Here is a 24,959-nt window from a genome sequence, read left to right as displayed (position 1 = left end):
AGACAAAATAAAAAAGGCATTCAAATTTGAATGCCTTTTTTATTAAATTCATAAAAACAATATCTACAAATTAACTCTGTACAATTCATAAAACAGAGAAAGCATGGTGCAGCATCCTCCAAAAATAACCAGATAAGAGGTAATCCGGCCCCGATAACCGGATCTATAACGGGCATAAATAATAATCAGGTAAAACAACCATAACACTGATGGAATTGCTAACCGTGGTGAGAACATATTTATGCTCCCGAACATCTTTCTCTGAAGCAGAGCTCCTGTCGGGATTCCTATCGACAGCAGAATAAAACCAACTGTAAGAGCAGTAAACATGTACTTATCCAGTATATCGAGACTGAAAGAAAATCTCTCTTTAAGATTCACATTTTTGCTTTTGATTGTTTTTTCCCGATAAATAAAAAGACAGGCAATCACGAATGCAATAGCAAAGACAAGGTAGCCTGCTGTGGACGTAGCAATATGAACTATTAGAAAATTCGACATATAATATGCTCCAGCCCTCCACCTAAAAATAATGCTTAAATGGAGAACCTGCTTCACGATGAAGACTGATTTTTTTATTTAGGCTTAAATTAATTATTAGGTTACTTTTTTGACCTTTTCTATACGAATATAGGTCCTCCTTCTCCCCGAAAGAACAGCTTCAAGACAAACGGTCATAGTATATTTTACAGGGATAAACTTCCTTCTATCTCCATAAATATACAAATATCACAGTTAACAGCTACATGTCTTTATTATTCATCATGTGCGTAGTTTACTAAAAAAAACACATTTAATGAAGTCTGTAATATGCTGATCTAAAAAAGCTAAAACCAGTTTTTATAAAAAACCGCACAAAGAAGAAGCAACTTGGACTAATAGTTTTCACGCCCGACACAGGACGGAGGTGATGCATGCCAAGGATGATCACTCTTTGCCATTTTATAACCTAATTCAAATAAATTACGCATATAAACAGGGCTGAACAATTCGTCTGATTCCTCATTATATTCAGGGGGAATAAAAGCAAGTTTAAAATCGACTCTATCCCGCTGAGCTGTATAAAAAATTCTGTATAAATCTCCTATCCCCTGATTGCGAATGAGCCCGGCCATGGAGCGTGCTGCAATTCCGGCCAGATATGGATCAATCTGCTGCCCTTCTGATATAAGAGCATCATTTCTGATTACATAGAGTGTAATTTTTCGTGTCTCACCTATTTTTTTCAATTCATCAGCAAGGTGGATACTCGGAGGATATGAAAAAACCTGATTTGATACACCTCCATCAACATGCATTTCATCATAAAGATGGCCTCTTGCCTGAACCTTAAAATATACTGGAGGAAAAGCGACCGGAACGGAAGCAGAAGCAAGAATCACATCCCGAATAAGCTGGTATGCTTCCTTGGTTTTATACTGAGCAATCTCTCCGATATCCCAGTATACTGGACGCATAGCATCAAGATTGGTTGTACCGATAAACAGCCTTCTTCCATTGCGATGCTCAGCGGCAATCTTGACAATCAATTCATCTGAAACATATTTCTTTAAAGCTTCCCTCAATGGCCTAGTACTGTATATAGAGTCTCCTGAAATGGCTGAGGCATATGGCCGGGGAGTAACCAGATCTTTTGTGGAAAAAGTCGTGTAAAACAACTTTATAAAAGGATCGTATTCCTCGCCCATGAATGCAAACGGAGCTATCAAAGCTCCGGTACTTACTCCAGTAACAATATTAAATTTAGGACGGTCACCTCTAGCTGTCCACCCGGACAAAAAACCTGCGCCAAAAGCTCCATCAGCACCTCCACCGGATAAACTTAGAAAATTAATATTTGGAGTGCGCTCAGCCTGCTTACTCAGGTCTGCCCACGTACTCATCATTTTATCCATGTTTTCCGGAGTAGTATCTCCATAAAAACGTATATATTTGTAACCGACTACTGTGGCCTCGCTTTGAAGCTCAACAGGGATTGCGTTACGTTTCAAGCCGCAACCAGCCATTACAAGAAACAAGATTATAAACAGTAAAATATTCGCCAGTTTTAACGCGGACTGATTTTTGTCAATCATATTTTTTTTAAATCCGACCATCTCATCATCTCCACAAAATATAACCCGTCAGTGTTCTTAACTAAATTACAACCAATTATAGTTTTACCCTGCATATATCATCATAAAGAAACAGACAACCTGTCTATTAATGGTAAAAATGGTTTTATATAAAAAAAGGATGCATAATTAAATGCATCCCCCATATTAAATACTGATTCTTAAAAATTACACATTAGCTTTAAACTTATGATAATCATCGATACTGACAAAGTAATCAGGATCGGCCAGAACATTTACTACGCATATTTTTTCTGCTTTTTTGATCAAACGCACGCAGTCTTTACTAAGATGCCATAAATGAATGGTTTTACCGGAGCGTTGATACATTTCAGCAACTTTATTAATAATCTCAATTGCCGATTGATCCATAATACGTGACTCCTCAAAATCAATTATGACTTCCTGCGGATCATTTTTCACGTCGAACTTGCTCATAAACAGCGTTGTAGAGCCAAAGAACAGTGGACCGTAAATCTGATAATGTTTGATGCCGTGCTCATCCACCATTTTACGGGCACGAATACGAAGAGCGTTCTCCCAGGCAAAAATAACAGCTGAAATAATCACTCCGCAAATTACAGCCACAGCAAGATCATATTGAACAGTCAAGAATGTTACCAATAGAATGACGATCACATCCCATTTGGGAATTTTGTTCATAATATTAAAGGTACTCCACGCAAAAGTCTTGATCACAACAATGAACATAACCCCTACGAGAGCAGCTATTGGCACCACTTCAATGTAGCTGGAAGTAAAAAGAATAAAAAACAGCAAAGCAGATGCTGCCACAATACCGGAGAGTCTACCCCGCCCGCCGGAAGTAATATTGATCATACTTTGACCGATCATTGCACAGCCGCCCATTCCTCCAAACAGTCCGTTAACAAAGTTCGCCAGCCCCTGCGCCATGCATTCTCTGTTGCCATTCCCGTGAGTATCAGTAAGTTCATCAATCAGGCTCAAAGTCATAAGAGATTCGATAAGCCCAATTGCTGCGAGGATTAATGCGTATGGAAAAATAAAAACCATGGTTTCCCATGTAAATGGAACCTGAGGAATTGCGAAAGACGGTAATCCGGCTTTGATTCCACTTCCACCGTTTGACTGAATAAATGATAAAACTGTTGCAGTATCGATCCTTGCAAAAATAACCAAAGCTGAAACACTGAGAATTGCGACTAATGCTCCGGGTGCTTTTTTATATATTTTAGGAACAGCAAGCAGAATTGCCATGGTCAGAGCGACAAGTCCGAGCATTATGAATAAAGAATCACCCTGTATCCAATGACCGTCTGCCTTGAACATCTTCAACTGTGAAAGAAAAATTACAATGGCAAGCCCGTTTACAAAGCCCATCATGACAGAGCGGGGAACCATTCTGATAAACTTGCCCAACCTAAAAATTCCGGCAAGAGCTTGAAGTATACCAACTAAAAGCAAAGTAAAAAACAAATACTGCACGCCGAGTTGTGATCCTGGACCACCAAGAGCATTACCTTCCATAACCAGATTGACCATAACCACAGCCATGGCTCCTGTAGCGCCTGAAATCATGCCCGGACGCCCTCCGAGAACAGCTGTAATCAGGCACATCATAAATGCACCGTAAAGTCCTACAATAGGCGAAACTCCAGCCACAAATGAAAAGGCTACAGCCTCCGGCACTAATGCCAGAGCAACGGTAAGACCTGAAAAGATATCACTTTGAACAGAACCTTTTGAACTGGGCACGATAGCGCAGCTTGCATCCATTATTTCTTTCCTTTTTTAATAAATATAATCAGTTACAGAACAACTCAATTACTAGAGAACTACAAAAATTGATTGCACGATCAATACAAAGTGCATAACCGGACCATACCAAAAGGTCAGCTCGGAAGAGAGCTCCCTTTTGATTGGCTAAAATTTATAAATGTTACTTATGATAAACAGAACGAGGCATAAAAGCAGAGGCACCGAAATGATATGCATAGAGGCAAAAACCATGGTCAGGGATGGTGTAGCTATAGGCTTTTAAATGCTGCGTCAACAGCTATTACATTAATATTTTTATTTTTGAGATGGTTATATTTTTCACAAATTTAAATGAATACACTTTTATATACAAAATGACTGTAACAGGACGGATGTTACGTATAAATAGTGTTTATGAACTTAGAGATACATTTTTTAAGAATGGACATAAATAAAAAGACTACATTTTAAAAAAGTAGTCTTTTTATTTAAGCACCATAATGCAAGATATTTATCACAAAAGACATTAAGGTTGAATAAATAAAAGCTGAATACAAAATACTACCAGTGACGTTCTTTAAATTATACGGAACACCTTAATGCACCGAACAAATTATCCAGCTGAGGCAAAAATGGCTGAGTTCTAAATTCATGCTCACTAAAATCTAGATATACCGGATCTGAATCAACTCCAGAGCAGATAGAGACACCACTGTTATCAAAACTTATATACATCGGGATAACCTCCCTTTCACCATCACCGCATAGAGACTCTCTATACTCAGGAATAAAAGTCAACTCACGCCCGGAATGATGAGTAGCGATGATGGATGTTAAAGTTGTTACGACTTTGGTTACTTCGCCATTTTCGCCAAATGTTAGCGAGTTTGCATCACCATTAATACCTACAGCGTCCGGATCATAAGCAGTTATATCTCCAATGAAAGTTTTAACTGATACAGGTTCGGCAGGTTCCAAGGATTTTATTTTGCCATTAGAACTAAAACTGAGACCGACACGAGTTTTTATAACACCGGATGGAGTTGATACGTTTATCTTATCACCGGGCCACAGGGTAAGAGACCGCAAGCGTCCACTTTCATAAAAACACATGCTGATAACCTTGGCAGAAATCGGTCCGCATGGAGTATCCAGAGTCAAAATTTCAGCCAGCCCTTCCTCATCTTCCTGCGCCCAGTATCCGGAAAGCTTTCCGTTAAGAGGAAATACCCGTTTTACTTTTCCACTCTCATAAAATGTTACCATTTCTGCTGAGACAATACCGGCTGGAGTAAATACCGGAGTCTTCATCTCAAGTGGCAGAGATTTTAGTTTACCGTTTTCATAAAAATGTACAGCCTGCACAGTTTTACGCCTGAGATCATCAGTGGAATACTGGGGGATGAGTTCCCCAGCCTCAGTTGTTAAGAAGCACTCCGTGGATGGAGAACAGGACCGAATACTACCATCTGGATAGTTTTCAACCGCACCTGACACAGGGATATCACCAAAATCAGTTCTGCATAATTTCATTTACAGCTCTCCTAACACCAAGAGAAATAGAGTCTTCCTCTTTTAAATATTTAAGTTCTCTATAGTCAGAAGGCTTGTGTTCACAGCATCGACTGCTGAAAAAGGCAGGCCCTCCTCCAGAATTCTTTCCTATAATCAACAGAGCACCGTAGCTGACAACCAGTAAAATCAGACAGAGTAATCCGGCAGCTCCGTAATCAAGCATTTCAGCCTGTTCATAAATCGCAATAGAAACAACCTTGGTTTCACCCGGAATAGATCCTCCAATCATCAGGGCTACTCCGAATTCTCCAACAGTATGAGCAAAGATCAGTGCAGCAGAAGCAGTTAATCCACCAATCGCATTAGGAAGGGTCACAAAAATAAAAGCCTGAAATGCATTCATACCCAGCGCTCTAGCGCCTTCGATAATCCCATCGTCAACCTTTTCAAGAGCGGCTCTCAGAGGTAATATCCCAAAGGGAAGGCTGTATATAAGAGAACCGAAAACAAGCCCTGCAAAAGAGAATGTTAAACTTCCCCCGGTCAATGCCTTCCAACCTGTACCCAGCAGGGAATATGGTCCCATGATCATAAGCAGACCGAAGCCCAGCACTGTTGGTGGCAGAACCATGGGCAGATTACACGCGGCCTCAATAAAATGTTTGCCGCGAATGTTACCTTTAGCAAGCATATATGCAACAGGCAGGCATATAATTAAAAGTACAGGGGTTACAATAAGAGCCAGCTTTAATGTTACCGCAAGTGCTGTTAAATCTATATTACTCATCTTTATTATCCGCCTGTGTTTAAAATATTCAGAGATAATTTCATCTTTGCGGCAGGGCAACCATCCTGAAATATGGATGAAATATTTTTCAATACCGCGCCGGAATTACTTCCACAGCTGAATTGATAGAAAAACACAGCGTCAGAGGAATAGACGGGTCTGACCATAATAGCTATCCAGAAAGATATAAGCAGAACACGTCTAATCATGAGAGCACCTCTTCATCATTAAGCTTCAAAAATTCACTACGGGTCAGAGGACGTTCCAAACGGCAGGAAAGCTGCCGTACAGCTTCGGTAAGAGTTGTAAGATCTGTTGCAGCGCAATCTACTCCGCAATCATCAAGAGCAGAGCGCACAGCAGCTTTACCGCTTTTTCCTCCCACAGCCAATTTACGGAAAATTCCGACGGACTCTGGATTGTACGGTTCAAAAAGTTCCGGAAGCTTACTGAGTGCGTGAGTATGCAAACCTGATTCACAGGCAAAAATATCAGTTCCGACTACAGCCTTGGTACGAGGCACATGAACTTTTGAAGCGGCCGATACCATCAAACAAACATCTTTTAAAACTTTTGTTGAATAACGGTCATTACTGTCACGTAGAGCCAGCCATGCCACCAGCTCTTCTGTGACAGCAATACCTGCACGTTCACCTATCCCCAGCACGGAACAGTCAGCATACATAGCTCCTGATTCAAGAGCTGTAACTGCATTGGCTGTGGCCATACCGAAATCATCATGACAGTGAACTGCAATATCTATATTTATCTGAGACCGAAATTTAGTGACCAGCTTTTCCATGGCTCGAGGAGTCAGTTGTCCAAGCGAATCAGAAAGCCTGATTCTGGAAGCTCCACAAGCTTTGGCAAGAAGCGCCGTTGTCAGAGCGAAATCAATATCCGCTCTCGAAACATCTTCCATGCCCACGGAGACGTACTTAAAGCCTACAGCCTTTGCAGTGCGGACAGCAGCCGAAATTTTATGAAGCAGAGCTTTACGATCAGTTGATAGCCTTTTTTCGATATGTAGATCTGAAACAGGAACTCCAATATTGATACGATCAACTGATAATTCGGCAGCAGCAAGAATATCTTTTTCCCTGCATGGAGACCAAACACTCAAGACCGTATCTTCTGCAATGGAGCTGACATACTGTACGAGTTCAGAAAGTTTCTCTTGTCCTACCCATCCCAGCTCAATTTCATCCACACCTATTTTAATAAGTGATGATGCAATGCGCTTACGAGTTTCTAAATTAAAGTAAGCTCCGAATAACTGCGCGCCTTCACGAAGAGTAGTATCTATCAGCATTTTTCAAACTCCGTTGGGATTAAAAACCTATACTCCCAATAAAGCACAATTGATGCCAATTCTCATCGCCCTTTTATATACCTTAATTTAATATAAAAACTCTATATCAATCCCTATTACCAACAACATACAAAAATGTAGCTTCCTACACTTTTCGTACCTACACACAGTATTTACCTACACTTTTCGTAGGCTGATCAACAAATCAATTTAAGCAACTTTCTTCTTTTATACCAACACTTTATAACAGATATAGAGTTTTGGCACATACCTTGCCTTATGAGAGTCAGCATCAACAAAAACAATCCAAACCCCATGGAGGAAATTATGAGAAAGGTAGCAATCTACGGAAAAGGCGGAATAGGTAAATCCACAACAACTCAGAACACCGTAGCAGGTCTCGCAACAATGGGCCGTAAAGTCATGGTTGTCGGTTGTGACCCTAAGGCTGACTCAACCCGCCTGCTGCTGGGCGGACTGGCTCAGAAATCAGTTCTCGATACTCTGCGTGAAGAAGGTGAAGATGTTGAGCTTGAGGATATCCGTAAGCCTGGTTTCGGAGACACATGGTGTGTTGAATCCGGTGGACCTGAGCCGGGAGTAGGATGTGCAGGACGCGGAATCATAACTTCCATCAACATGCTTGAGAACCTCGGTGCATACGAAGAATCAGAAGGTCTTGACTACGCATTCTACGATGTTCTTGGTGACGTTGTTTGTGGTGGATTTGCAATGCCTATCCGTGACGGTAAAGCTGAAGAAATTTACATTGTCTGCTCAGGTGAAATGATGGCTATGTATGCAGCTAACAATATCTGCAAAGGTATTATGAAATATGCTGAATCCGGCGGAGTTCGCCTCGGCGGCCTGATCTGTAATTCCCGTAATGTTGATAACGAAAAGGAAATGATTGAAGAGCTCGCTAAAAAGCTCGGAACACAGATGATTTACTTTGTTCCCCGCGACAATGACGTTCAGCGCGCTGAAATCAACCGTAAAACAGTTATTGAATGGGACGACACCGTTCCACAGGCTGCCAAATATCGTGGACTGGCAACAGCCATTGATGAAAATAAAATGTTCGTTGTCCCCTCCCCTCTTGAAATCGAAGAACTTGAACAGCTTCTGCTCGATTACGGTCTGATGGAAGTTTAATTTCTCAATAAAAAAGCACACACAGCACACAAGGAGAGAAGCAAATGATGATCATGGTGAGAGCAATTGTAAGACCGGAAAAAGCAGATGACGTCCTCGCAGCACTTATGGACAACGGCTTTCCAGCCGTAACCAAATACTCTGTAGCAGGCCGCGGTAAACAGCGCGGCATCAAGATCGGCGAAGTAACCTATGATGAAATCCCTAAAACCATGCTCATGAGCGTAGTTAAAGCTGCTGATAAAGATTTTGTAATCAGCACCATCATGGACGCAGCCCGTTCAGGTGCAAAAGGCGCATTCGGCGACGGTAAAATATTTGTTACCGATGTGGATGATGTCTACACCATCAGCTCCGGCGTAAATGAAGCAGCCCCTGCAGAGGAGGCGTAGCATGAAGGAAATCATCGCAGTTGTGCGGATGAATATGATGAACCGCACCAAAAAAGCCCTCACAGAAGCAGGCATAGATGCTTTCTTCGCACATGAGGCTCAGGGCCGCGGAAAAGGATTTGTTAATCCATCCGTCCTTGAAGGTGTTGAATCGGGCTACGAAGAAGCTGCTGCCGTGCTCGGGGAAAAAGGCAAACTCTATCCCAAACGCATTGTAACTGCAGTAGTTCCAGATGATGCTGTAGACAGTGTGGTCGAGGCCATTATCAAGGCCAATCAGAGCGGAAAACCCGGTGACGGTAAAATTTTCGTCAGCTCCATTGGAGACTCCGTAAGAGTCAGAACAGGCGAAACAGGCGAAAAGTCCATCATCTAGCACCAAGTAGAGGAGAAATAGACAATGAGTACTACGAAGAAAGTGGTGCAGTGGGACCCAGCGGATATCAAGGAAGAACTCCTTAAAAAGTATCCGCCGAAAGTAGCCCGCAAACGCGCCAAACAGATAATGATCAACGAGGCAACAGAAAGTGAAGCTCCGCCGGAAATAGTTGCCAACGTCCGTACAATCCCCGGCATCATAACCATGCGCGGCTGTACCTACGCAGGTTGTAAGGGCGTTATCATGGGCCCTACCCGCGATATCGTAAATATTACCCACGGTCCTATCGGCTGTGGATTCTACTCCTGGCTGACACGCCGCAACCAGACCTCCGCAGGTCCTGATGGCGAAAATTATATGCCTTACTGTTTTTCAACAGACATGCAGGATCAGGACATCATTTTCGGCGGTGAGAAAAAACTCGAAGCCGCCATTCAGGAAGCATATGACCTATTTCATCCAAAAGGCATCTGTATCTTCTCCACCTGTCCTGTCGGACTTATCGGAGATGATATTCACGCTGTTGCAAGGAAGATGAAAGCCAAGTTCGGTGACTGCAACGTATTCGGATTCTCTTGTGAAGGATACAAAGGAGTTTCCCAGTCTGCCGGTCACCATATTGCTAACAATCAGGTTTTCACCCATCTGGTTGGTGAAAACACTGAACCTAAAGAAGGCGAATATAAAATCAACCTTCTTGGTGAATACAACATTGGTGGTGACGGTTTTGAGATTGATCGCATCTTTAAAAAATGCGGTATCACCAACCTTGCCACATTTTCCGGTAACTCCACATACGACCAGTTTGCTTCTGCACAGCATGCGGACCTCAGCTGCGTAATGTGTCACCGCTCCATCAACTATGTGGCTGACATGCTGGAAACCAAATACGGTATTCCATGGATTAAAGTTAACTTCATCGGCGCAACCTCAACAGCTAAGTCCCTGCGTAAAATAGGCGAATACTTTGGTGATAAAAAACTTATCGACAGAATTAACGAAGTAATTGCTGAAGAACTGCCAGAAGTTGAAGCTGTTGCAGCAGACGTGCGCAGCCGCACTGAGGGCAAGACTGCAATGATGTTTGTCGGCGGCTCACGTGCCCATCACTATCAGGATCTCTTCAATGAAATGGGCATGAAAACCATTTCCGCAGGTTACGAATTCGGTCATCGCGATGACTACGAAGGCCGTGATGTTATCCCTGATATCAAGGTTGATGCGGACTCCAGGAACATTGAAGAAATCGAAGTCGAAGCAGATGAAGCTCTTTATCGTGCCCGTAAAACCCCTGAAGAAATCAAAGCCCTTGAAGAGTCTGGTTTTCAGTTCAAGCACTACGAAGGACTTAATCCGGACATGGATAAAGGAACTATCATTGTTGACGACTTGAACCAGTACGAAGCTGAAAAACTGGTTGAACTCATGAAACCGGATCTCTTCTGCGCCGGTATTAAAGAAAAATACTCTATCCAGAAACTTGGCGTACCTATGAAACAGCTTCACAGTTACGACTCAGGCGGCCCCTATGCAGGCTTTCAGGGCGCAATCAACTTCTACAAAGAAATTGACCGTCTTGTTGGTAGTAAAGTCTGGAGCTACATGAAAGCCCCCTGGCAGGAAAACCCTGAACTCACAGCCACTTTTGTGTGGGAGTAAGGAGAAATAGATATGTTACTCAGACACACCCCCACAGAAATCAAAGACCGTAAGTCACTTGTAATCAACCCGGCAAAAACCTGCCAGCCCATCGGTGCCATGTATGCAGCACTGGGCATCCATGGCTGTCTGCCACATTCACATGGTTCACAGGGTTGCTGTGCTTATCACAGATCAATGTTGACCAGACATTACAAAGAGCCTGTTTCTGCAGCTACAAGTTCATTCACCGAAGGCGCATCCGTCTTTGGCGGGCAGGCTAACCTGCTGCAGGCTATCAACAATATCTTCACAGTTTATGATCCTGAAGTTATTGCGGTCCACACTACCTGCCTTTCCGAAACAATCGGTGATGACCTCAACCAGATCAGAACCAAAGCAATAAAAGAAGGCAAGATTCCAGAAGGGAAAACCATGATCGGCGCACCTACTCCAAGTTACGTAGGTTCTCATGTCACTGGTTTTTCAAATATGGTTAAAGCCATGGCTCAGCTTGCCGAGCCTACTTCTGAAAAGAACGGCAAAGTAAACATCATTCCAGGCTGGGTTGAACCTTGCGATATGGAAGAGATTAAGCGCCTATCTTCTCTTATCGGCGTAGATATAACTCTCTTTCCTGACACTTCAGGAGTTTTAAACGGTCCTTTGAGCGGCGAATATAAAATGTTCCCTGACGGCGGCGTAACCGTAAAAGAACTCAAAGAAACAAGTAAAGCAATCGGAACTCTTGCCCTTGGCGAATGGTGCTCTGCTGACGCTGCCCGCTGGCTGGATTCCAAGCACAAAGTGCCTTGCACAGTACTTGATATGCCTTTCGGATTAAGTGCAACAGACCGTTTTATTGATGTACTGCGCACCGTTGCAGGAGTGTCCATTCCTGATTCCATCTCTTTTGAACGTGGACAGCTGGTGGACCTGATCTCTGACATGCACCAGTACTTCTACGGTAAACGCGTAGCCATCTACGGCGACCCTGATCAGCTTATATCTATGGTGGAATTTCTTTGCTCTATCGACATGTGCCCTGTGTACGTGGTTACCGGAACTCCCGGTAAAAAATTCGAAAAACGCATTAAAGAAATCACCAAAGATATGCCATTCGAAGTCAAAGTTAAAGCCAAAGGTGACATGTTCCTTCTGCACCAGTGGATCAAAAATGAGCCTGTTGATCTGCTCATCGGTAACACATACGGCAAGTACATCGCCAGAGACGAAGACGTACCTTTCCTACGCTGGGGATTTCCCATCGTAGACCGTCAGGGCCATCAGTACTTTCCTACCGTGGGTTATAAAGGCGGATTACGCCTTCTTGAAAAAATCCTCGGACTGCTTCTCGATCGCAAAGACAGAGATGATTCCGAAGAAAAATTCGAACTGGTTCTTTAATAATATTGCTCTGCAGGACCTTCGGCAACGACTCGAAGGTCCTGCAGACCTAAGATGACCTAATATACTTCGCACCTCTGGCAATAAAATTTTCCAAAGGCAAAAGATTACGGAGCTGATATGACTTCTTCAAATTTTTCTTCCCATCCCTGTTTTGGCTCTTCCGCTCGGGCCTCCATCGGTCGTGTTCACCTTCCGGTTGCTCCCAAATCTTATGCCCGCATACGCTTCACACCAGAAATAAAGTCGCCCGTTGCGATGCAGCCTGAAGCTGCAGTATGCATGCTGGACAGCCTCATCGAAGAAGGCAAGAAAATCAAAGTAGTCGGTATTACCGGTCCCGGAGATCCACTAGCCAGTTTTAACACCACCAGCTCAACCCTCATGCTGGTCAGGACCAAATATCCTGCTATGAATTTATGTCTGACTACCCTTGGAATCGGTGGAACAGAATGTGTTAAAAATCTGGTAACTTTAAATCTATCCCACATCACTGTTTTGGTGGATGCGGTGGATCCGAGCGTAGCCGCAAAACTATATGCATGGATTCGTCCATCCACCAAAAACGTACCTTTACCTGAAGCAGCAAAATTACTGATAAAAGAACAGGCTAGGTCTATCGCGGCTTTCAAAAAGGCAGGACTGACTGTAAAAATCAACACAACCCTCTATCCTGAAAATATTGATCACATTGAAGACATTGCTAAAGCGGTTAAAGAGCTGGGAGCTGACATTATGTCTATTACTCCTTTCATTCCCGCCGAAGACAGCAATTTCTCAAGCGTTACAAATGAACAGATTGAAGAAGCCCGCAAACTGGCAGGAAAACATATTGAACTGATGGCCCCCTGGGTGAAATGCGGAGCTGAAATAGATGTTGAAGCCCCCTGTGAGTGTACAATGCCTAAACCGACAAAAAGCCGTCCTAATGTTGCGGTCGTTAGTTCTTCCGGCATGGATGTAGACCTGCATCTTGGACATACCCGTCAGGTAATTATTTACGGTCCGCGCCAAGACGGCCTTGCCTGTCTGCTTGAAACAAGGCCCACTCCTGAACCGGGAGGAGGATCTGCCAGATGGGAAAAACTGGCTGAAACCTTGAATGATTGTTTCGCGCTGATATGCGCCGGGGCAGGCGACAATCCCAAACAAATTTTAGGTTCCAAAGGCATCAATGTCATCGTTTCAGAGGATAACGTCGAAGGCTTGGTAGATGTCCTCTATGGCGGTGGTAAAAAAGGTAAAAAGTGTAAATAAACCCAGCCCATGAACAATATATTTTTGCCCGCCAAGGCGAATTAACCACCATACGCCCAGCAGGGTTTTCAACCCTCACGGCACGCAATTGATAACCAGCACAAAGGAGAGATAATATGGCTACCCCCGAAAGAATGATCATCTGTTGTCAGAGCTTCCGCGCAGCCGGTGCCCCTAAAGGTATCTGTCATAAACAGACCGAAGGATTTTTGCAGTACATTGAGGAAGAAACCCTGGACCGTGGTCTGGATACACTGGTTGTTGCCACTAGCTGTCTTAAACAGTGTGAATCTGGACCGATTCTCGTGGTTCAGCCTGAAAACTGGTGGTTCAAGGGAGTTGATTCTGAAGAAGCAATTGATGAAATTCTCGATGGACTTGAAGACGGCGAACCATGTTCTAAATATTTGATTGATTAGGGAAGGAATACATGCCGACCACAATAGCTATCCGCAACGCACGTTCTGCTGACCTTGAACCTTTAGCAGACCTGCTGAAAATGCTCTTCTCCATTGAAGCGGACTTTTCAGTTGAGAGATCTAAACAGCTTGATGGTCTTAGAATGATGCTGGGAAACCCACGAGCCAGCATACTTGTAGCGGATCACGATGGTGAAGTGGTCGGCATGTGCACCGGTCAGATCGTAATATCCACAGCAGAGGGAGGTCCCTCAATTTTAGTGGAAGACGTTGTTGTCCGTAAAGACTTTCAAGGACAGGGCATAGGCTTAATGCTCATGAAGGGAATATACGATTTCGCAAAAAAAAATCGAGCAACAAGACTGCAATTACTTGCAGACTGCGACAATAGTACAGCCCTAGAATTTTATGACAAAATAGGCTGGGAAAGAACCAGCCTCATCTGCCTTCGAAAAAAACACAGTGTATAAATTAGGAGTAAGCCATGACTGATACAATTTTAGATGAACGCAAAGATCAGATCCACAGGACAGGTGAAGGTGCATTAGACATGGCCTGTAACCGTGAATCGCTTGCTGGAGCTGTCAGTCAGAGAGCATGCGTATTCTGTGGATCCAGGGTTGTCCTCTACCCGATAGCTGACGCTCTGCACCTTGTACACGGTCCCATAGGCTGTGCGGTTTACACATGGGATATCCGCGGTGCACTTTCCAGTGGCCCGGAGCTGCATCGCTCATCCTTCTCAACGGATCTTCAGGAAATGGATGTAATTTTCGGCGGTGAAAAAAAACTTGAAGCAGCACTTGATGAACTTATAGACCGACATTCTCCTAAAGCAGCTTTTGTTTACTCCACTTGCATAGTCGGAATTATAGGCGATGACCTTGAGGCAGTATGCCGTAAAATGACTGAAAAGAAAGGTATTCCTGTTCTTCCTGTACAGTCTGAAGGATTCAAAGGCAGCAAGAGGGAAGGATATCTGGCCGCTTGTAAAGCGATGTTCAAACTGGTCGGAACAGAAGATACTTCAGATATTTCCCCTCTGTCCGTTAATATTCTCGGTGACTTTAATCTTGCCGGAGAAATATGGATCATCCGTGAATATTTCAGAAAGATGGGGGTGGAAGTTGTTGCCAATATTACTGGCGACGGACGTGTAAAGGATATCGGGCGCAGCCACGGAGCGGCCCTGAACCTTGTACAGTGTTCGGGTGCGACATTGGATTTGGCAAAAATGATTGAAGAAGAGTACGGCAAACCATACATGCGCGTCTCCTACCTCGGCATTGAAGATATGGCGGACTCCCTCTATCAGGTTGCTGATTTCTTCAAGGATGTCGACCCGGACATTGTCAAACGCACAGAAGAACTCGTTCGTGACGAACTTTCAAAACTTATGCCTGAGCTTGCCGTTATGCGCAAAGACCTCGAAGGTAAAAAAGTTGCCATGTATGTCGGAGGTTCATTCAAAGCCTTCTCACTTCTCAAAGCATTCCGACATCTTGGAATGAAAGTTGTCATGGTAGGCTCACAGACCGGAACCCCAGAAGATTACGCGGAACTGGAAAGGATTTCTGATCCGGGAACCATTCTGGTCGATGATGCCAATCCACTGGAACTGTCAGCATTCATCAAAGAAAAAGACGTAGATATCTTTGTAGGCGGCGTAAAAGAAAGACCCATTGCATTCAAGCTGGGCGTAGGTTTCTGTGATCACAATCACGAACGCAAAGAAGCTCTGGAAGGCTTTGTCGGTATGCTCAACTTCGCCAGAGAGATACATTCATCAGCTATGAGTCCAGTCTGGCAATTTGCTCCAAGAAGAGCAAAAAGACGTAAAGAGAAAAGCTAATCACTGCTTAGCGTCCCATAAAGAGCAACGTTAATATTTAAGTTCATAAAAAGATTACAAATAGATGATCCAGAGCAGTCAAAGCTTTCACAGAAGCTTTCTCTCCTTCACAGGAGAACTGCCGCAGGAATATACGGAGTCCAGATATGTCCAGCAAGAATTATACATCTACCACTAATGCCTGTAAGCTTTGTACCCCCCTTGGTGCATCCCTTGCTTTCCGCGGAGTTGAAGGAGCTATTCCTTTTCTACATGGTTCACAGGGCTGCGCCACTTATATGCGCCGTTACATTATCAGTCATTACCGCGAACCTGTTGATATAGCTTCCTCCGCACTAGGCGAGAAGCACGCAATCTACGGAGGCGCTGCTAATCTGAAAAAAGGCATTCTTAATGTCATGAAAAAGTATGAGCCAGAGCTCGTCGGAGTGGCAACCACCTGCCTGACTGAAACAATCGGCGATAACGTGCCCATGTATCTTAAAGAGTTTCATGATGAATTCGGCGACCTTGAATTACCGGAAATAGTAGAAGTATCCACCCCCAGTTACAACGGAACACATACTGACGGCTGGCATGGTGCGGTTCGTTCTCTTGTAGAACAGCTTTGCACTGAAAAGGCTGAATACGATGGCAGTGTAAATATACTTCCAAACATGGTTTCATGCGAAGATGTCCGCCACTTGCGAGATATATGTGACCGTTTCGGACTTAAATCGACTATTCTTCCTGATATTTCAGATACTCTCGATGGCCCGGCCCTTGAAGATTACGTAAAAATACCTTCCGGCGGGACTCCAATCGAATCCATCAAAAAAATGTCCGGTGCAGCAGCCACCATAGAATTCGGTCGTTGTCTACCCGGAGCTACCGGTGGAACCAGCCTTCAGAAGGCTTTTAATGTTCCAAACCACCGTATAGGCCTTCCAATTGGCCTGCGCGAGACCGATAATTTTTTTGATAAACTTGAGGCTATTTCTGGCATTGATACCCCTGTCAGTTATGAACGGGAAAGGGGTAGGCTTATTGATGCATACGTGGACGGGCACAAATACGTATTCGGTAAACGTGCTGTTGTTTACGGTGAAGAAGACCTAGTAACCGGACTTTGTTCCTTTCTGGCGGAAATAGGTGTTGATGTGATCCTTGCCGGAACAGGAGCAAAGAACAGAGGGCTGGGAAAAGCCATTAAGGACGTTACTAAAGGGGTTGCCCGTAACGAACCTGAAATCCACGAAGGGGTTGACTTCCATGACATTGCAGAAAGAGCCGGAGAATTGCAGCCCGACCTGCTTATCGGACACTCTAAAGGATACAAGTACGCAAAAGCATGGAATATCCCACTTATCCGTATAGGTTTCCCGGTACACGACAGATTCGGAGGTCAGCGCATTCTGCATTTAGGCTACAAAGGAGCTTTGTCTCTGTTCGATCAGATCGTCAATGCGGTTCTTGAGAAAAAACAGGCAGATAGCCAGATCGGATATGGCTACATGTAACTTAAGTTCATAATAAAGGGACAACGCCCTTTCTGAACCTCGAATAGATTTTCTTTAAAATAACTTGAATTAATATATTCACATATACAGGGAGAAAGATCATGAAAGACACCACTAAACATCCTTGCTTCAATAAAGAAACCGCAGGCTCATGCGGACGTGTTCACCTTCCGGTAGCACCTAAATGCAACATCCAGTGTAACTACTGTAATCGGAAGTATGACTGTGTAAATGAATCCCGCCCCGGCGTAACCAGTGGTGTCTTAAAACCTTTTCAGGCAGCTGAATACATGGATAAAGTACTGGCAAAAGAACCACGCATCACTGTTGCCGGCATAGCAGGTCCGGGTGATCCTTTTGCAAATGCAGAAGAAACGCTGGAAACCATGCGTCTGCTTAACGAAAAACATCCACAATTACTTTTTTGTCTTTCATCAAACGGTATGGGCATTCTGCCACATTTAGATGAAATTGCTGAGCTTGGTGTATCTCATGTAACCATAACCATCAGTGCGGTTGATCCTGCCATCGGTGCAAAGATTTATTCATGGGTTAAAGACGGTAAAATTGTATACCGTGGCGAACAGGGTGCAAAAGTTTTGCTTAAACGTCAGCTTGCTGCAATCAAAGGGCTTAAGGAAAGAGGCATTGTAGTTAAGGTTAACTCTATAGTCATTCCCGGAGTAAACGAAGACCACATTCCTGAAGTAGCAAAAGTTGTCTCTGAACTTGGCGCGGATATACAGAACATGATCCCTATCAAGCCTACTGCAGATACTCCTTTTGCTGATGTTAAAGAACCCGGTCACGAAATTATAGGACCTCTACGCAAAGAAGCCGGAAAAATAATAGAACAGATGACTCATTGCAAACGCTGCCGTGCAGATGCAGTCGGGCTGCTTGGGGATGATAAATCAGCATCACTTTGCGGCACACTAAAAGCGTGTTCCGAATTAAAACCTATAGATATTAAAGCTCCACGCCCATACGTTGCAGTCTCTACACGTGAAGGCATGCTCATCAACCAGCATCTAGGTGAAGCTAAAGAATTCCATATCTGGGGGGAAGATGAATCCGGGAACTTCAAACTTATTGAAAAACGCAAAGCCCCAAGATCTGGGTGCGGACCTCAGCGCTGGGCCGACCTCGCCGCAACGCTCAAAGACTGTCGTGCCGTTCTCGCTGCAGCCATAGGGGAAACACCACAGATGTTGCTTGAAGAAAATGGCATAACTCCGCACATTGTCAGCGGCTTCATTGAAGATGCACTGAACGTAATTTATAAAGGTGGAAATATTGAAGCCCTCAAAGGTAGACGTGGCAGCATAGCCGACGCCTGCTGTACCGGAACCGGTACTAAATGCGGTTAACATACATTGAAAAAAACAGGTGAGAATAATAGTGTGTATCTTTGTTGATCTCACTTTCACTGAAAACTGATATTCGATAGAAAAACTCCGTTTCTATACACTGCGAAGGCCCTGACAAGTTGCTCTGTCAGGGCCTTCACCTATAATAAGATCATTGAATGTTTTTTACAAAAAAAGTCCTCACCCGATGTGAGGACTTTGTTCTGCCATGGCAACCTAGCCATAGCGTCAGCCAGTCAGGAAATTTTAGTCTTTCTTCATACGCCTAAGTCTGGCTCGACCTTCAGCGATCATTGATTCAAGCCCGTAGCGCTTAACACGATAGCCCATCTGACGTGCCGACAGTCCCAGAGTTTCAGCAGCCTTATACTGAATCCATCCGCTTCTTTCGAGCGCAGCCACTACTTCGTTACGCTCAACTTCTTTTAAAGAAGTGCAATGAGGTGGTTCATCGCGGGAAACACTCACATTTTCACTTGATCCCGGTATTGCAGAACCATTTTGTCCAGGTGAAAGGTATGCCTTTAAAAATTCAAGAGTTATATACTCAGAATCAGACATAATAACGAGCCGTTCAATTAAATTCTGCATCTCACGCACATTGCCTGGCCAGTCATAAATCATGAGTGCGTCCAATGCAGCAGGAGTAAAAAACATCAGCCGACCATAATCTTCAGACATTTTCTGCAAAAAGTGGTTGAGCAGTCCTGTAATATCTTCTTTACGTTCACGCAGAGGAGGAACTGTTACAGGAAAAATATTGAGGCGATAGTAAAGGTCAAGCCGGAACTCGTTGTGCTCGACAAGCTCTCCAAGATCACGGTTAGTAGCAGCCAGAATTCGTACATCAATATTACGTGTCCGGTTTGAGCCTAGACGTTCAAACTCTTTTTCCTGCAGAACACGCAAAAGCTTGGACTGGAGATTCATAGGAAATTCGCCGATTTCATCCAGAAAAATAGTACCGCAATCAGCTTCTTCAAAGCGTCCCTGCCGTGTTCCGCTGGCTCCTGTAAATGCACCTTTTTCATACCCGAATAATTCAGACTCAAGAAGGTTCTCAGGAATGGAGGCACAGTTGACTTTAATGAAAGGATGCCCTTTACGGTCTGATAGCTCGTGTATAATACGGGCGATGAGAGTTTTACCAACTCCGGATTCACCAAGTAGAAGAACAGTTGCTTTGGTGGGAGAAACTTTTTCAATCTGTCTCTGAACTTCCACCATGGCTGAACTCTGTCCAACTATGTAGAGTCCTTTAGTCTTCTTTGAAATCTGATAGCGAAGAGAAGTGTTTTCTCGTTTCAGAGCGGCTTCACGCTCCATAACTTTCTCGTTAAGACTGATAAACTGGCCGATCAGAGTTGCTACAATTTTCAAAAAATCAATATCTTCTTCCGCAGCAATATCGTCCTCAAAGATGCGGTCAACATTGAGGACTCCGATAGGCTCCGAGTGCAGAGTAATAGGTACACCGATAAAAGATGTCAGACCACGCTGAATCTTGCGGGCTCCGGTTTTATCCAGAAAAAGAGGTTCTTTAGTAATGTCAGGAACATAATAAGGCTCACCGGTCTGAAAAATACGTCCAGTCACACCTTCATCAAGACGGTAGACACCACGCTGTTTTTCCTCGAGGGTAAGTCCGTACGAGGCGTTAATTGATAGCTGCTTTGTCTCAGGATCATACAAAGTAACAGTGGCCCGCTGCATGCTCAGTTTATTTGATAATATACTGAGCACACCATCAAGGGCCGACTCCAGATTAAGGGCCTTTTCGATTGCCTGACAGATAGCAACCAGCGCTGAAAGTTTTAATCCGTGCAGTGAGGAGTACATGCCATGGACTAGCAAAGAGAGTGCCACTCAATCAAAATAGTTAAAATCATTATATATAAGACAGTTACAATAAAATTCAAAAATGTATTTTCTACAAATATGTAAAAAACAAACTTACAGTCTACATATTTGCAAATAAAAGAAGCACTTTTTTGTAAAATAAATCACCAGTTTTCCATTTCTACATACTCCCAATCATCCCCCCAGAAAGATCTGGACATCGAGGGTAAGGTAACTGCAAAGTACATAAAAAATCATACATGCTGTACAGATGATCACGCAGTATACCATTACGAACATGACTTCTGTATTTCTGAGGAGCGCATCCGAAATGCTGAATTCATTAAAAAGAGTGACAGATAACACATTGCTAATACATTTATATTACTGAATGCTTAGACTTGTCAGGTATCTATAATTTCAAGACGTCAAACTCATATTTACAAATAAAATCAGAGCAGAATACAATGAATATACTTTACTACGATTGTTTTTCCGGCATCAGTGGTGATATGAATCTTGCAGCTATGATTGAATTGGGTGTGACTCCTGAATATCTTAGGAGTGAATTATCCAAACTGAACCTTGATCATGAATTTTCAGTAAAGGTATCAGCAGACTCCCGTAAAGGGATTCACGGCACAAGGGTTGATGTAGAACTTAAGCATCACCATCATAATAGTGGTCATCATCACCATCACGTACACAGAAATCTAAAAGATATCGAAAATATCATCAAAGCCAGTAGTCTTAATGAAAATGTAAAGAAAACCAGTCTTGCCATTTTTAAGCATGTCGCTGAGGCTGAAGCTAAAATTCACGGAGCAGGACTTTATGATGTCCATTTCCACGAGGTTGGTGCAACTGACTCCATCGTAGATATAGTCGGGGCAGCAATATGTTTTCATCAACTTCAAATCGACGAAGTCTGGTGCTCATCCATTGAACTTGGAGGCGGTTTTGTTAAATGTGCGCATGGAATAATGCCCGTTCCTGCCCCTGCGACATCAGATATATTAAAAGGCTGCCCGACAACCAGAGGTGCAGTGCAAAAGGAGACCACAACACCTACCGGAGCGGCGATACTTGCGTCTCTGGTAGATAAATTTTCTGATTCTCCTAAAATGATTGTTGAAAGGACAGGTTATGCAATAGGTCATCGAGATACGGAAATCCCTAACGTTCTACGTGTACATCTGGCAAAGGTCGCCGAAGAGTCCGGCACGCTTAAAACAATTCCAGCCCGCCTGCTCCAGTGCAATATTGATGATATGACCGCAGAAATGCTTGGAGCGGTCATGGATCAACTCATGGAAAGCGGAGCTATGGATGTACACTTTACCCCTGCAATGATGAAAAAAAACCGTCCTGCAACCACTCTTTCAATTCTTTGCAGCGAAATTGATGAAGATAAATTTAAAAAACTCATTTTCATGCATACAACTACCCTGGGAATAAAAAGTATTCCCATCGAAAAAACAGTGCTTGATATTTCTTTTGAAAAGCTGAAAACCCCTCTTGGTGAAGTCACCATGAAAAATGCAATCCTTGATGGAAAGATAATCCGTTCCAAGCCGGAACTTGAGGATTGCCGTAAACTGGCCAGCCTTCACAATATGCCTCTCGGGGAAGTATACCTGCAGATAGGCAGGGTCCGTAAAATTTAGGAAAAATGAAATGACTTCCGCAGCACTCAATTACAAATACGAAAAATTCCTGCAAAATCTTTCTACAGCAAAAAGCGCAATTATTGCTTTCTCAGGAGGAGTGGACAGTACATTTCTGCTTTATGCTGCAAAACAGGCTTTAGGTGACAGGATTCTTGCGGTAACTGTTTCAACTCCCTACATTCCAAAATGGGAAAACAAAGAGGCTGTTTTTTTTGCAAAACAGATGGAAATTGACCATGTTGCAGTAGATATGCCTTTTCCGGAAGAACTGCGTTACAATCCTCCTGACCACTGCTATACCTGCAAAAAAATCATATTTAGTAAATTAATTGAAATTGCGCTCGATAAGAACCTGTCCAGCGTGCTTGACGGAACCAACGTTGACGATCTCAATGACTATCGTCCGGGACTTAAAGCTCTTGCTGAACTTGGAATATGCAGCCCTCTTGTGGAGGCAGATCTTAATAAGGCAGAGATAAGACATCTTTCACGAAAATTTGGACTCCCTACTTGGAATAAGCCATCCTTTGCCTGTCTCATGTCCCGGATGCCTGTCGGGCAACATGTTAAAGATGAAGCTCTGCAACAGGTTGAACAGGCTGAAATTTTCCTCATGGATATAGGTTTTAAAGCCGTGCGGGTACGCCACCACGGCGATGTTGCACGCATTGAAGTGTCCGAAGATAAAATAATCGAACTTATTACAGCCAGCAAAATTTACGGTATCGAATCAAAACTTAAAGAGCTCGGCTACCGCTATGTTGCCGTTGATATTTCAGGATACAGCATGGGAAGTTTAAACGATGTGCAACAGCCGTAAGCAAGCACAGGAAGTGAATATATATGAGTAATTCTATGGAAGATATTTTAAATCAAATTCGCGACGGCAAACTTGATGTTGAACAGGGAATGGATAAGTTACGGGATCTTCCTTTTCAGGACATCGGTCACACTAAAATTGATCACCATCGCAGACTTAGAAACGGTTTTCCTGAAGTAGTATACGGCGCAGGCAAATCACCTGAACAGGTTGCAGATATTTTTATGCATATGCATACGCGCAACAATGTTCTGGTAACCCGTGCTTCCAAAGAAATGGCTGAACATATTCGATCGCTATTTCCCGACGTAAAATACAATTCAATGGCAAATACTCTTACATACGTAGAGAATAAAATAACTTATAGCAAAGGAACTGTCGCGATAATTACGGCAGGCACATCTGACCTTTCTGTTGCTGAAGAAGCAAAAGTAACTTGTGAAATACTAGGTAGTCATGCCACTATAATCTCAGACATCGGCGTTGCCGGAATCCATCGCCTATTCGACCGGATCGATGAGATAAGAAAAGCGACTGTTCTGATAGTAATTGCAGGTATGGAAGGAGCTCTTTCCAGTGTTATTGGAGGACTGGTTCACCAGCCACTTATTGCAGTTCCTACTTCTGTCGGCTACGGAGCTAATTTTTCAGGACTTTCCGCCTTGCTGGGTATGCTCACATCCTGCGCCAGCGGTGTTACGGTTGTTAATATTGATAATGGATTCGGAGCGGCTTGCGCTGCATGCAAAATAACCAGACTTATTGAATAACCTCAGCCTAGTTATTTTTGCAACAATTCTAAACCATGCCACCAATCCAACTTTTGATAGGATATCTTTAAGTTTATCATAGCAGATACTCTCACCTGACACGTCAATTCAAAAAACAACACACACCTTACCTTCATTCCTCACGACTTTCTCTAATCACTTACAAATCGCATTCTAAACATCAACACTACTGCAACTAGTCCCATAAATAACCATTCAATGCCGAACCCGGCATTGGGGTTAAGAACACAGCCGGAATCTCCAGTTGTTGATCCTAAACCAACGGGGTCAGTAATTGCACCCAGCGCTCTGTTTTCATCATAGTCGCCGTTATCTTGAACAACAAAATATACATAATATTCAGTTCCGAGAGTTGTAACATCACTTGCAGCCAGATGGGTTCCGCTGGAATTGGTCAGCCACCAGCTGCCGTCAATAGCGTATTCCGGACCGGATGAAGCATAGGTCCTATAGCCCTTTGAGGTTCCGTTGGTGTCGTAAAATTTTATTAAGCGAAGGTCTGCAACTCTGCTTGTGGGAACAGCTGTTGAATTAAATTTAAATGTTCCACAACCGCCATTTACGCTAATAGTAGCGTTAAACGACCTGATCATAGATTTGATGTTAAAGCCGTTTGTTGAATATTTTGTGTTTAATTCCGCATTTGTCATCTCTTTAGCACAACAATTTGTAACCCCGACGGTAACACCGGAAGCCTGAATCGAACTGGCTTGTACAGCATCAAAGATTCTATAACCTGTATTTTTAGCGTTGTTATGAAATTTAGGCCATGGGGTATCGGCTAACCCACCGGAGTTTCCTTCTACTGCGAATAACTCACCACCAGCTGTCGTCACATAAATTGTGCCGTCACTGCCTATCGCAGGGGGAGATTGTATCTCTTTATCTGTATAACAATACCATTTTATACTGTGGTCAGCAGGGTTTATTGCGTATAAATTATTACTACTATTAGATGACCCCACATAAATTGTGCCGTCGCTGCCTATCGCGGGGGAAGAGT

22 protein-coding genes and 1 pseudogene are annotated in these 24,959 nt (G+C 43.5%); 14 read left to right on the top strand and 9 right to left on the bottom strand.

Features of this window, described 5'->3' with window-relative positions; all coding sequences use genetic code 11:
* Positions 1 to 63: 63 nt before the first annotated feature.
* The 7 genes from ccsA to H589_RS0116575 form a co-directional block, all read right to left on the bottom strand.
* A complete protein-coding gene (ccsA, locus tag H589_RS0116605) occupies positions 64 to 501 on the bottom strand; it encodes a cytochrome c biogenesis protein CcsA (RefSeq protein WP_027723064.1) in 438 nt (145 codons plus the stop codon).
* Between the two features lie 374 nt (positions 502 to 875).
* Positions 876 to 2,096 (bottom strand): patatin-like phospholipase family protein, encoded by a 1,221-nt coding sequence (locus H589_RS0116600; RefSeq protein WP_051249794.1) that lies wholly within the window; start codon positions 2,094 to 2,096, stop codon positions 876 to 878.
* A gap of 186 nt (positions 2,097 to 2,282) precedes the next feature.
* Positions 2,283 to 3,872 carry a SulP family inorganic anion transporter gene (locus tag H589_RS0116595; protein WP_051249793.1) on the bottom strand — a complete coding sequence of 530 codons (1,590 nt, stop codon included), beginning with the start codon at positions 3,870 to 3,872 and terminating at the stop codon, positions 2,283 to 2,285.
* A gap of 564 nt (positions 3,873 to 4,436) precedes the next feature.
* Positions 4,437 to 5,387 carry a hypothetical protein gene (locus H589_RS0116590; RefSeq protein ID WP_027723061.1) on the bottom strand — a complete coding sequence of 317 codons (951 nt, stop codon included), beginning with the start codon at positions 5,385 to 5,387 and terminating at the stop codon, positions 4,437 to 4,439.
* Entirely contained in the window at positions 5,368 to 6,156 is a 789-nt protein-coding gene (gene modB / locus H589_RS20015; RefSeq protein ID WP_084147039.1) for a molybdate ABC transporter permease subunit, read from the bottom strand. The genes H589_RS0116590 and modB overlap by 20 nt, the downstream gene beginning before the upstream one ends.
* 5 nt (positions 6,157 to 6,161) lie before the next feature.
* Entirely contained in the window at positions 6,162 to 6,365 is a 204-nt protein-coding gene (locus tag H589_RS0116580; RefSeq protein WP_027723060.1) for a hypothetical protein, read from the bottom strand.
* Positions 6,362 to 7,468: a LeuA family protein gene (locus H589_RS0116575; RefSeq protein ID WP_027723059.1), complete on the bottom strand. Its 1,107-nt coding sequence runs from the start codon at positions 7,466 to 7,468 to the stop codon at positions 6,362 to 6,364. The genes H589_RS0116580 and H589_RS0116575 overlap by 4 nt, the downstream gene beginning before the upstream one ends.
* A 327-nt stretch (positions 7,469 to 7,795) precedes the next feature.
* Here H589_RS0116575 and nifH point away from each other — a divergent pair, with 327 nt between their 5' ends.
* The 11 genes from nifH (at position 7,796) to H589_RS0116520 (ending at position 18,836) form a co-directional block, all read left to right on the top strand.
* Positions 7,796 to 8,623, top strand: coding sequence for a nitrogenase iron protein (gene nifH / locus H589_RS0116570; protein ID WP_027723058.1), 828 nt, complete (start codon positions 7,796 to 7,798; stop codon positions 8,621 to 8,623).
* Between the two features lie 44 nt (positions 8,624 to 8,667).
* On the top strand, positions 8,668 to 9,015 hold the full coding sequence (locus H589_RS0116565) for a P-II family nitrogen regulator (protein WP_027723057.1): 348 nt from the start codon (positions 8,668 to 8,670) through the stop codon (positions 9,013 to 9,015).
* A gap of 1 nt (position 9,016) precedes the next feature.
* Positions 9,017 to 9,391: a P-II family nitrogen regulator gene (locus H589_RS0116560; RefSeq protein ID WP_027723056.1), complete on the top strand. Its 375-nt coding sequence runs from the start codon at positions 9,017 to 9,019 to the stop codon at positions 9,389 to 9,391.
* 24 nt (positions 9,392 to 9,415) lie between these two features.
* The gene (gene nifD, locus H589_RS0116555; RefSeq protein WP_027723055.1) at positions 9,416 to 11,053 is read left to right on the top strand and encodes a nitrogenase molybdenum-iron protein alpha chain; all 1,638 of its coding nucleotides are present in this window, start codon (positions 9,416 to 9,418) and stop codon (positions 11,051 to 11,053) included.
* Positions 11,054 to 11,065: 12 nt separating this feature from the next.
* On the top strand, positions 11,066 to 12,439 hold the full coding sequence (nifK, locus tag H589_RS0116550) for a nitrogenase molybdenum-iron protein subunit beta (RefSeq protein WP_027723054.1): 1,374 nt from the start codon (positions 11,066 to 11,068) through the stop codon (positions 12,437 to 12,439).
* A gap of 120 nt (positions 12,440 to 12,559) precedes the next feature.
* Positions 12,560 to 13,696, top strand: coding sequence for a NifB/NifX family molybdenum-iron cluster-binding protein (locus H589_RS0116545; RefSeq protein ID WP_027723053.1), 1,137 nt, complete (start codon positions 12,560 to 12,562; stop codon positions 13,694 to 13,696).
* A gap of 116 nt (positions 13,697 to 13,812) precedes the next feature.
* Entirely contained in the window at positions 13,813 to 14,115 is a 303-nt protein-coding gene (locus H589_RS0116540) for a (2Fe-2S) ferredoxin domain-containing protein (RefSeq protein WP_027723052.1), read from the top strand.
* Between the two features lie 11 nt (positions 14,116 to 14,126).
* Positions 14,127 to 14,585: a GNAT family N-acetyltransferase gene (locus tag H589_RS0116535; protein ID WP_027723051.1), complete on the top strand. Its 459-nt coding sequence runs from the start codon at positions 14,127 to 14,129 to the stop codon at positions 14,583 to 14,585.
* Positions 14,586 to 14,599: 14 nt separating this feature from the next.
* Positions 14,600 to 15,967 (top strand): nitrogenase iron-molybdenum cofactor biosynthesis protein NifE, encoded by a 1,368-nt coding sequence (gene nifE / locus H589_RS0116530; protein WP_027723050.1) that lies wholly within the window; start codon positions 14,600 to 14,602, stop codon positions 15,965 to 15,967.
* 146 nt (positions 15,968 to 16,113) lie between these two features.
* Entirely contained in the window at positions 16,114 to 17,466 is a 1,353-nt protein-coding gene (locus H589_RS0116525; protein WP_027723049.1) for a nitrogenase component 1, read from the top strand.
* 101 nt (positions 17,467 to 17,567) lie between these two features.
* Positions 17,568 to 18,836 carry a radical SAM protein gene (locus H589_RS0116520; RefSeq protein ID WP_035076522.1) on the top strand — a complete coding sequence of 423 codons (1,269 nt, stop codon included), beginning with the start codon at positions 17,568 to 17,570 and terminating at the stop codon, positions 18,834 to 18,836.
* 246 nt (positions 18,837 to 19,082) lie between these two features.
* On the opposite strand, the gene nifA is transcribed toward H589_RS0116520, so the two are convergent.
* Complete coding sequence (nifA, locus tag H589_RS0116515; protein WP_027723047.1) at positions 19,083 to 20,675, bottom strand: nif-specific transcriptional activator NifA; 1,593 nt, start codon at positions 20,673 to 20,675, stop codon at positions 19,083 to 19,085.
* 467 nt (positions 20,676 to 21,142) lie between these two features.
* Here nifA and larC point away from each other — a divergent pair, with 467 nt between their 5' ends.
* The 3 genes from larC to larB are packed head-to-tail and all read left to right on the top strand — an operon-like array spanning position 21,143 to position 23,935.
* A complete protein-coding gene (larC, locus tag H589_RS0116510; protein ID WP_027723046.1) occupies positions 21,143 to 22,342 on the top strand; it encodes a nickel pincer cofactor biosynthesis protein LarC in 1,200 nt (399 codons plus the stop codon).
* Positions 22,343 to 22,352: 10 nt separating this feature from the next.
* Entirely contained in the window at positions 22,353 to 23,165 is an 813-nt protein-coding gene (gene larE / locus H589_RS0116505) for an ATP-dependent sacrificial sulfur transferase LarE (RefSeq protein ID WP_027723045.1), read from the top strand.
* 23 nt (positions 23,166 to 23,188) lie between these two features.
* Positions 23,189 to 23,935 (top strand): nickel pincer cofactor biosynthesis protein LarB, encoded by a 747-nt coding sequence (gene larB / locus H589_RS0116500; RefSeq protein WP_027723044.1) that lies wholly within the window; start codon positions 23,189 to 23,191, stop codon positions 23,933 to 23,935.
* Positions 23,936 to 24,087: 152 nt separating this feature from the next.
* Here the strand turns inward: larB and H589_RS0116495 are convergent.
* Positions 24,088 to 24,959: pseudogene (locus tag H589_RS0116495) on the bottom strand (hypothetical protein); the annotation flags it as partial.

It is taken from the genome of Maridesulfovibrio zosterae DSM 11974, from assembly GCF_000425265.1.
Taxonomy (GTDB): domain Bacteria; phylum Desulfobacterota; class Desulfovibrionia; order Desulfovibrionales; family Desulfovibrionaceae; genus Maridesulfovibrio; species Maridesulfovibrio zosterae.
Note: the sequence above shows the minus strand (reverse complement) of the source record. Positions and strands in the feature narration are given on the sequence as shown.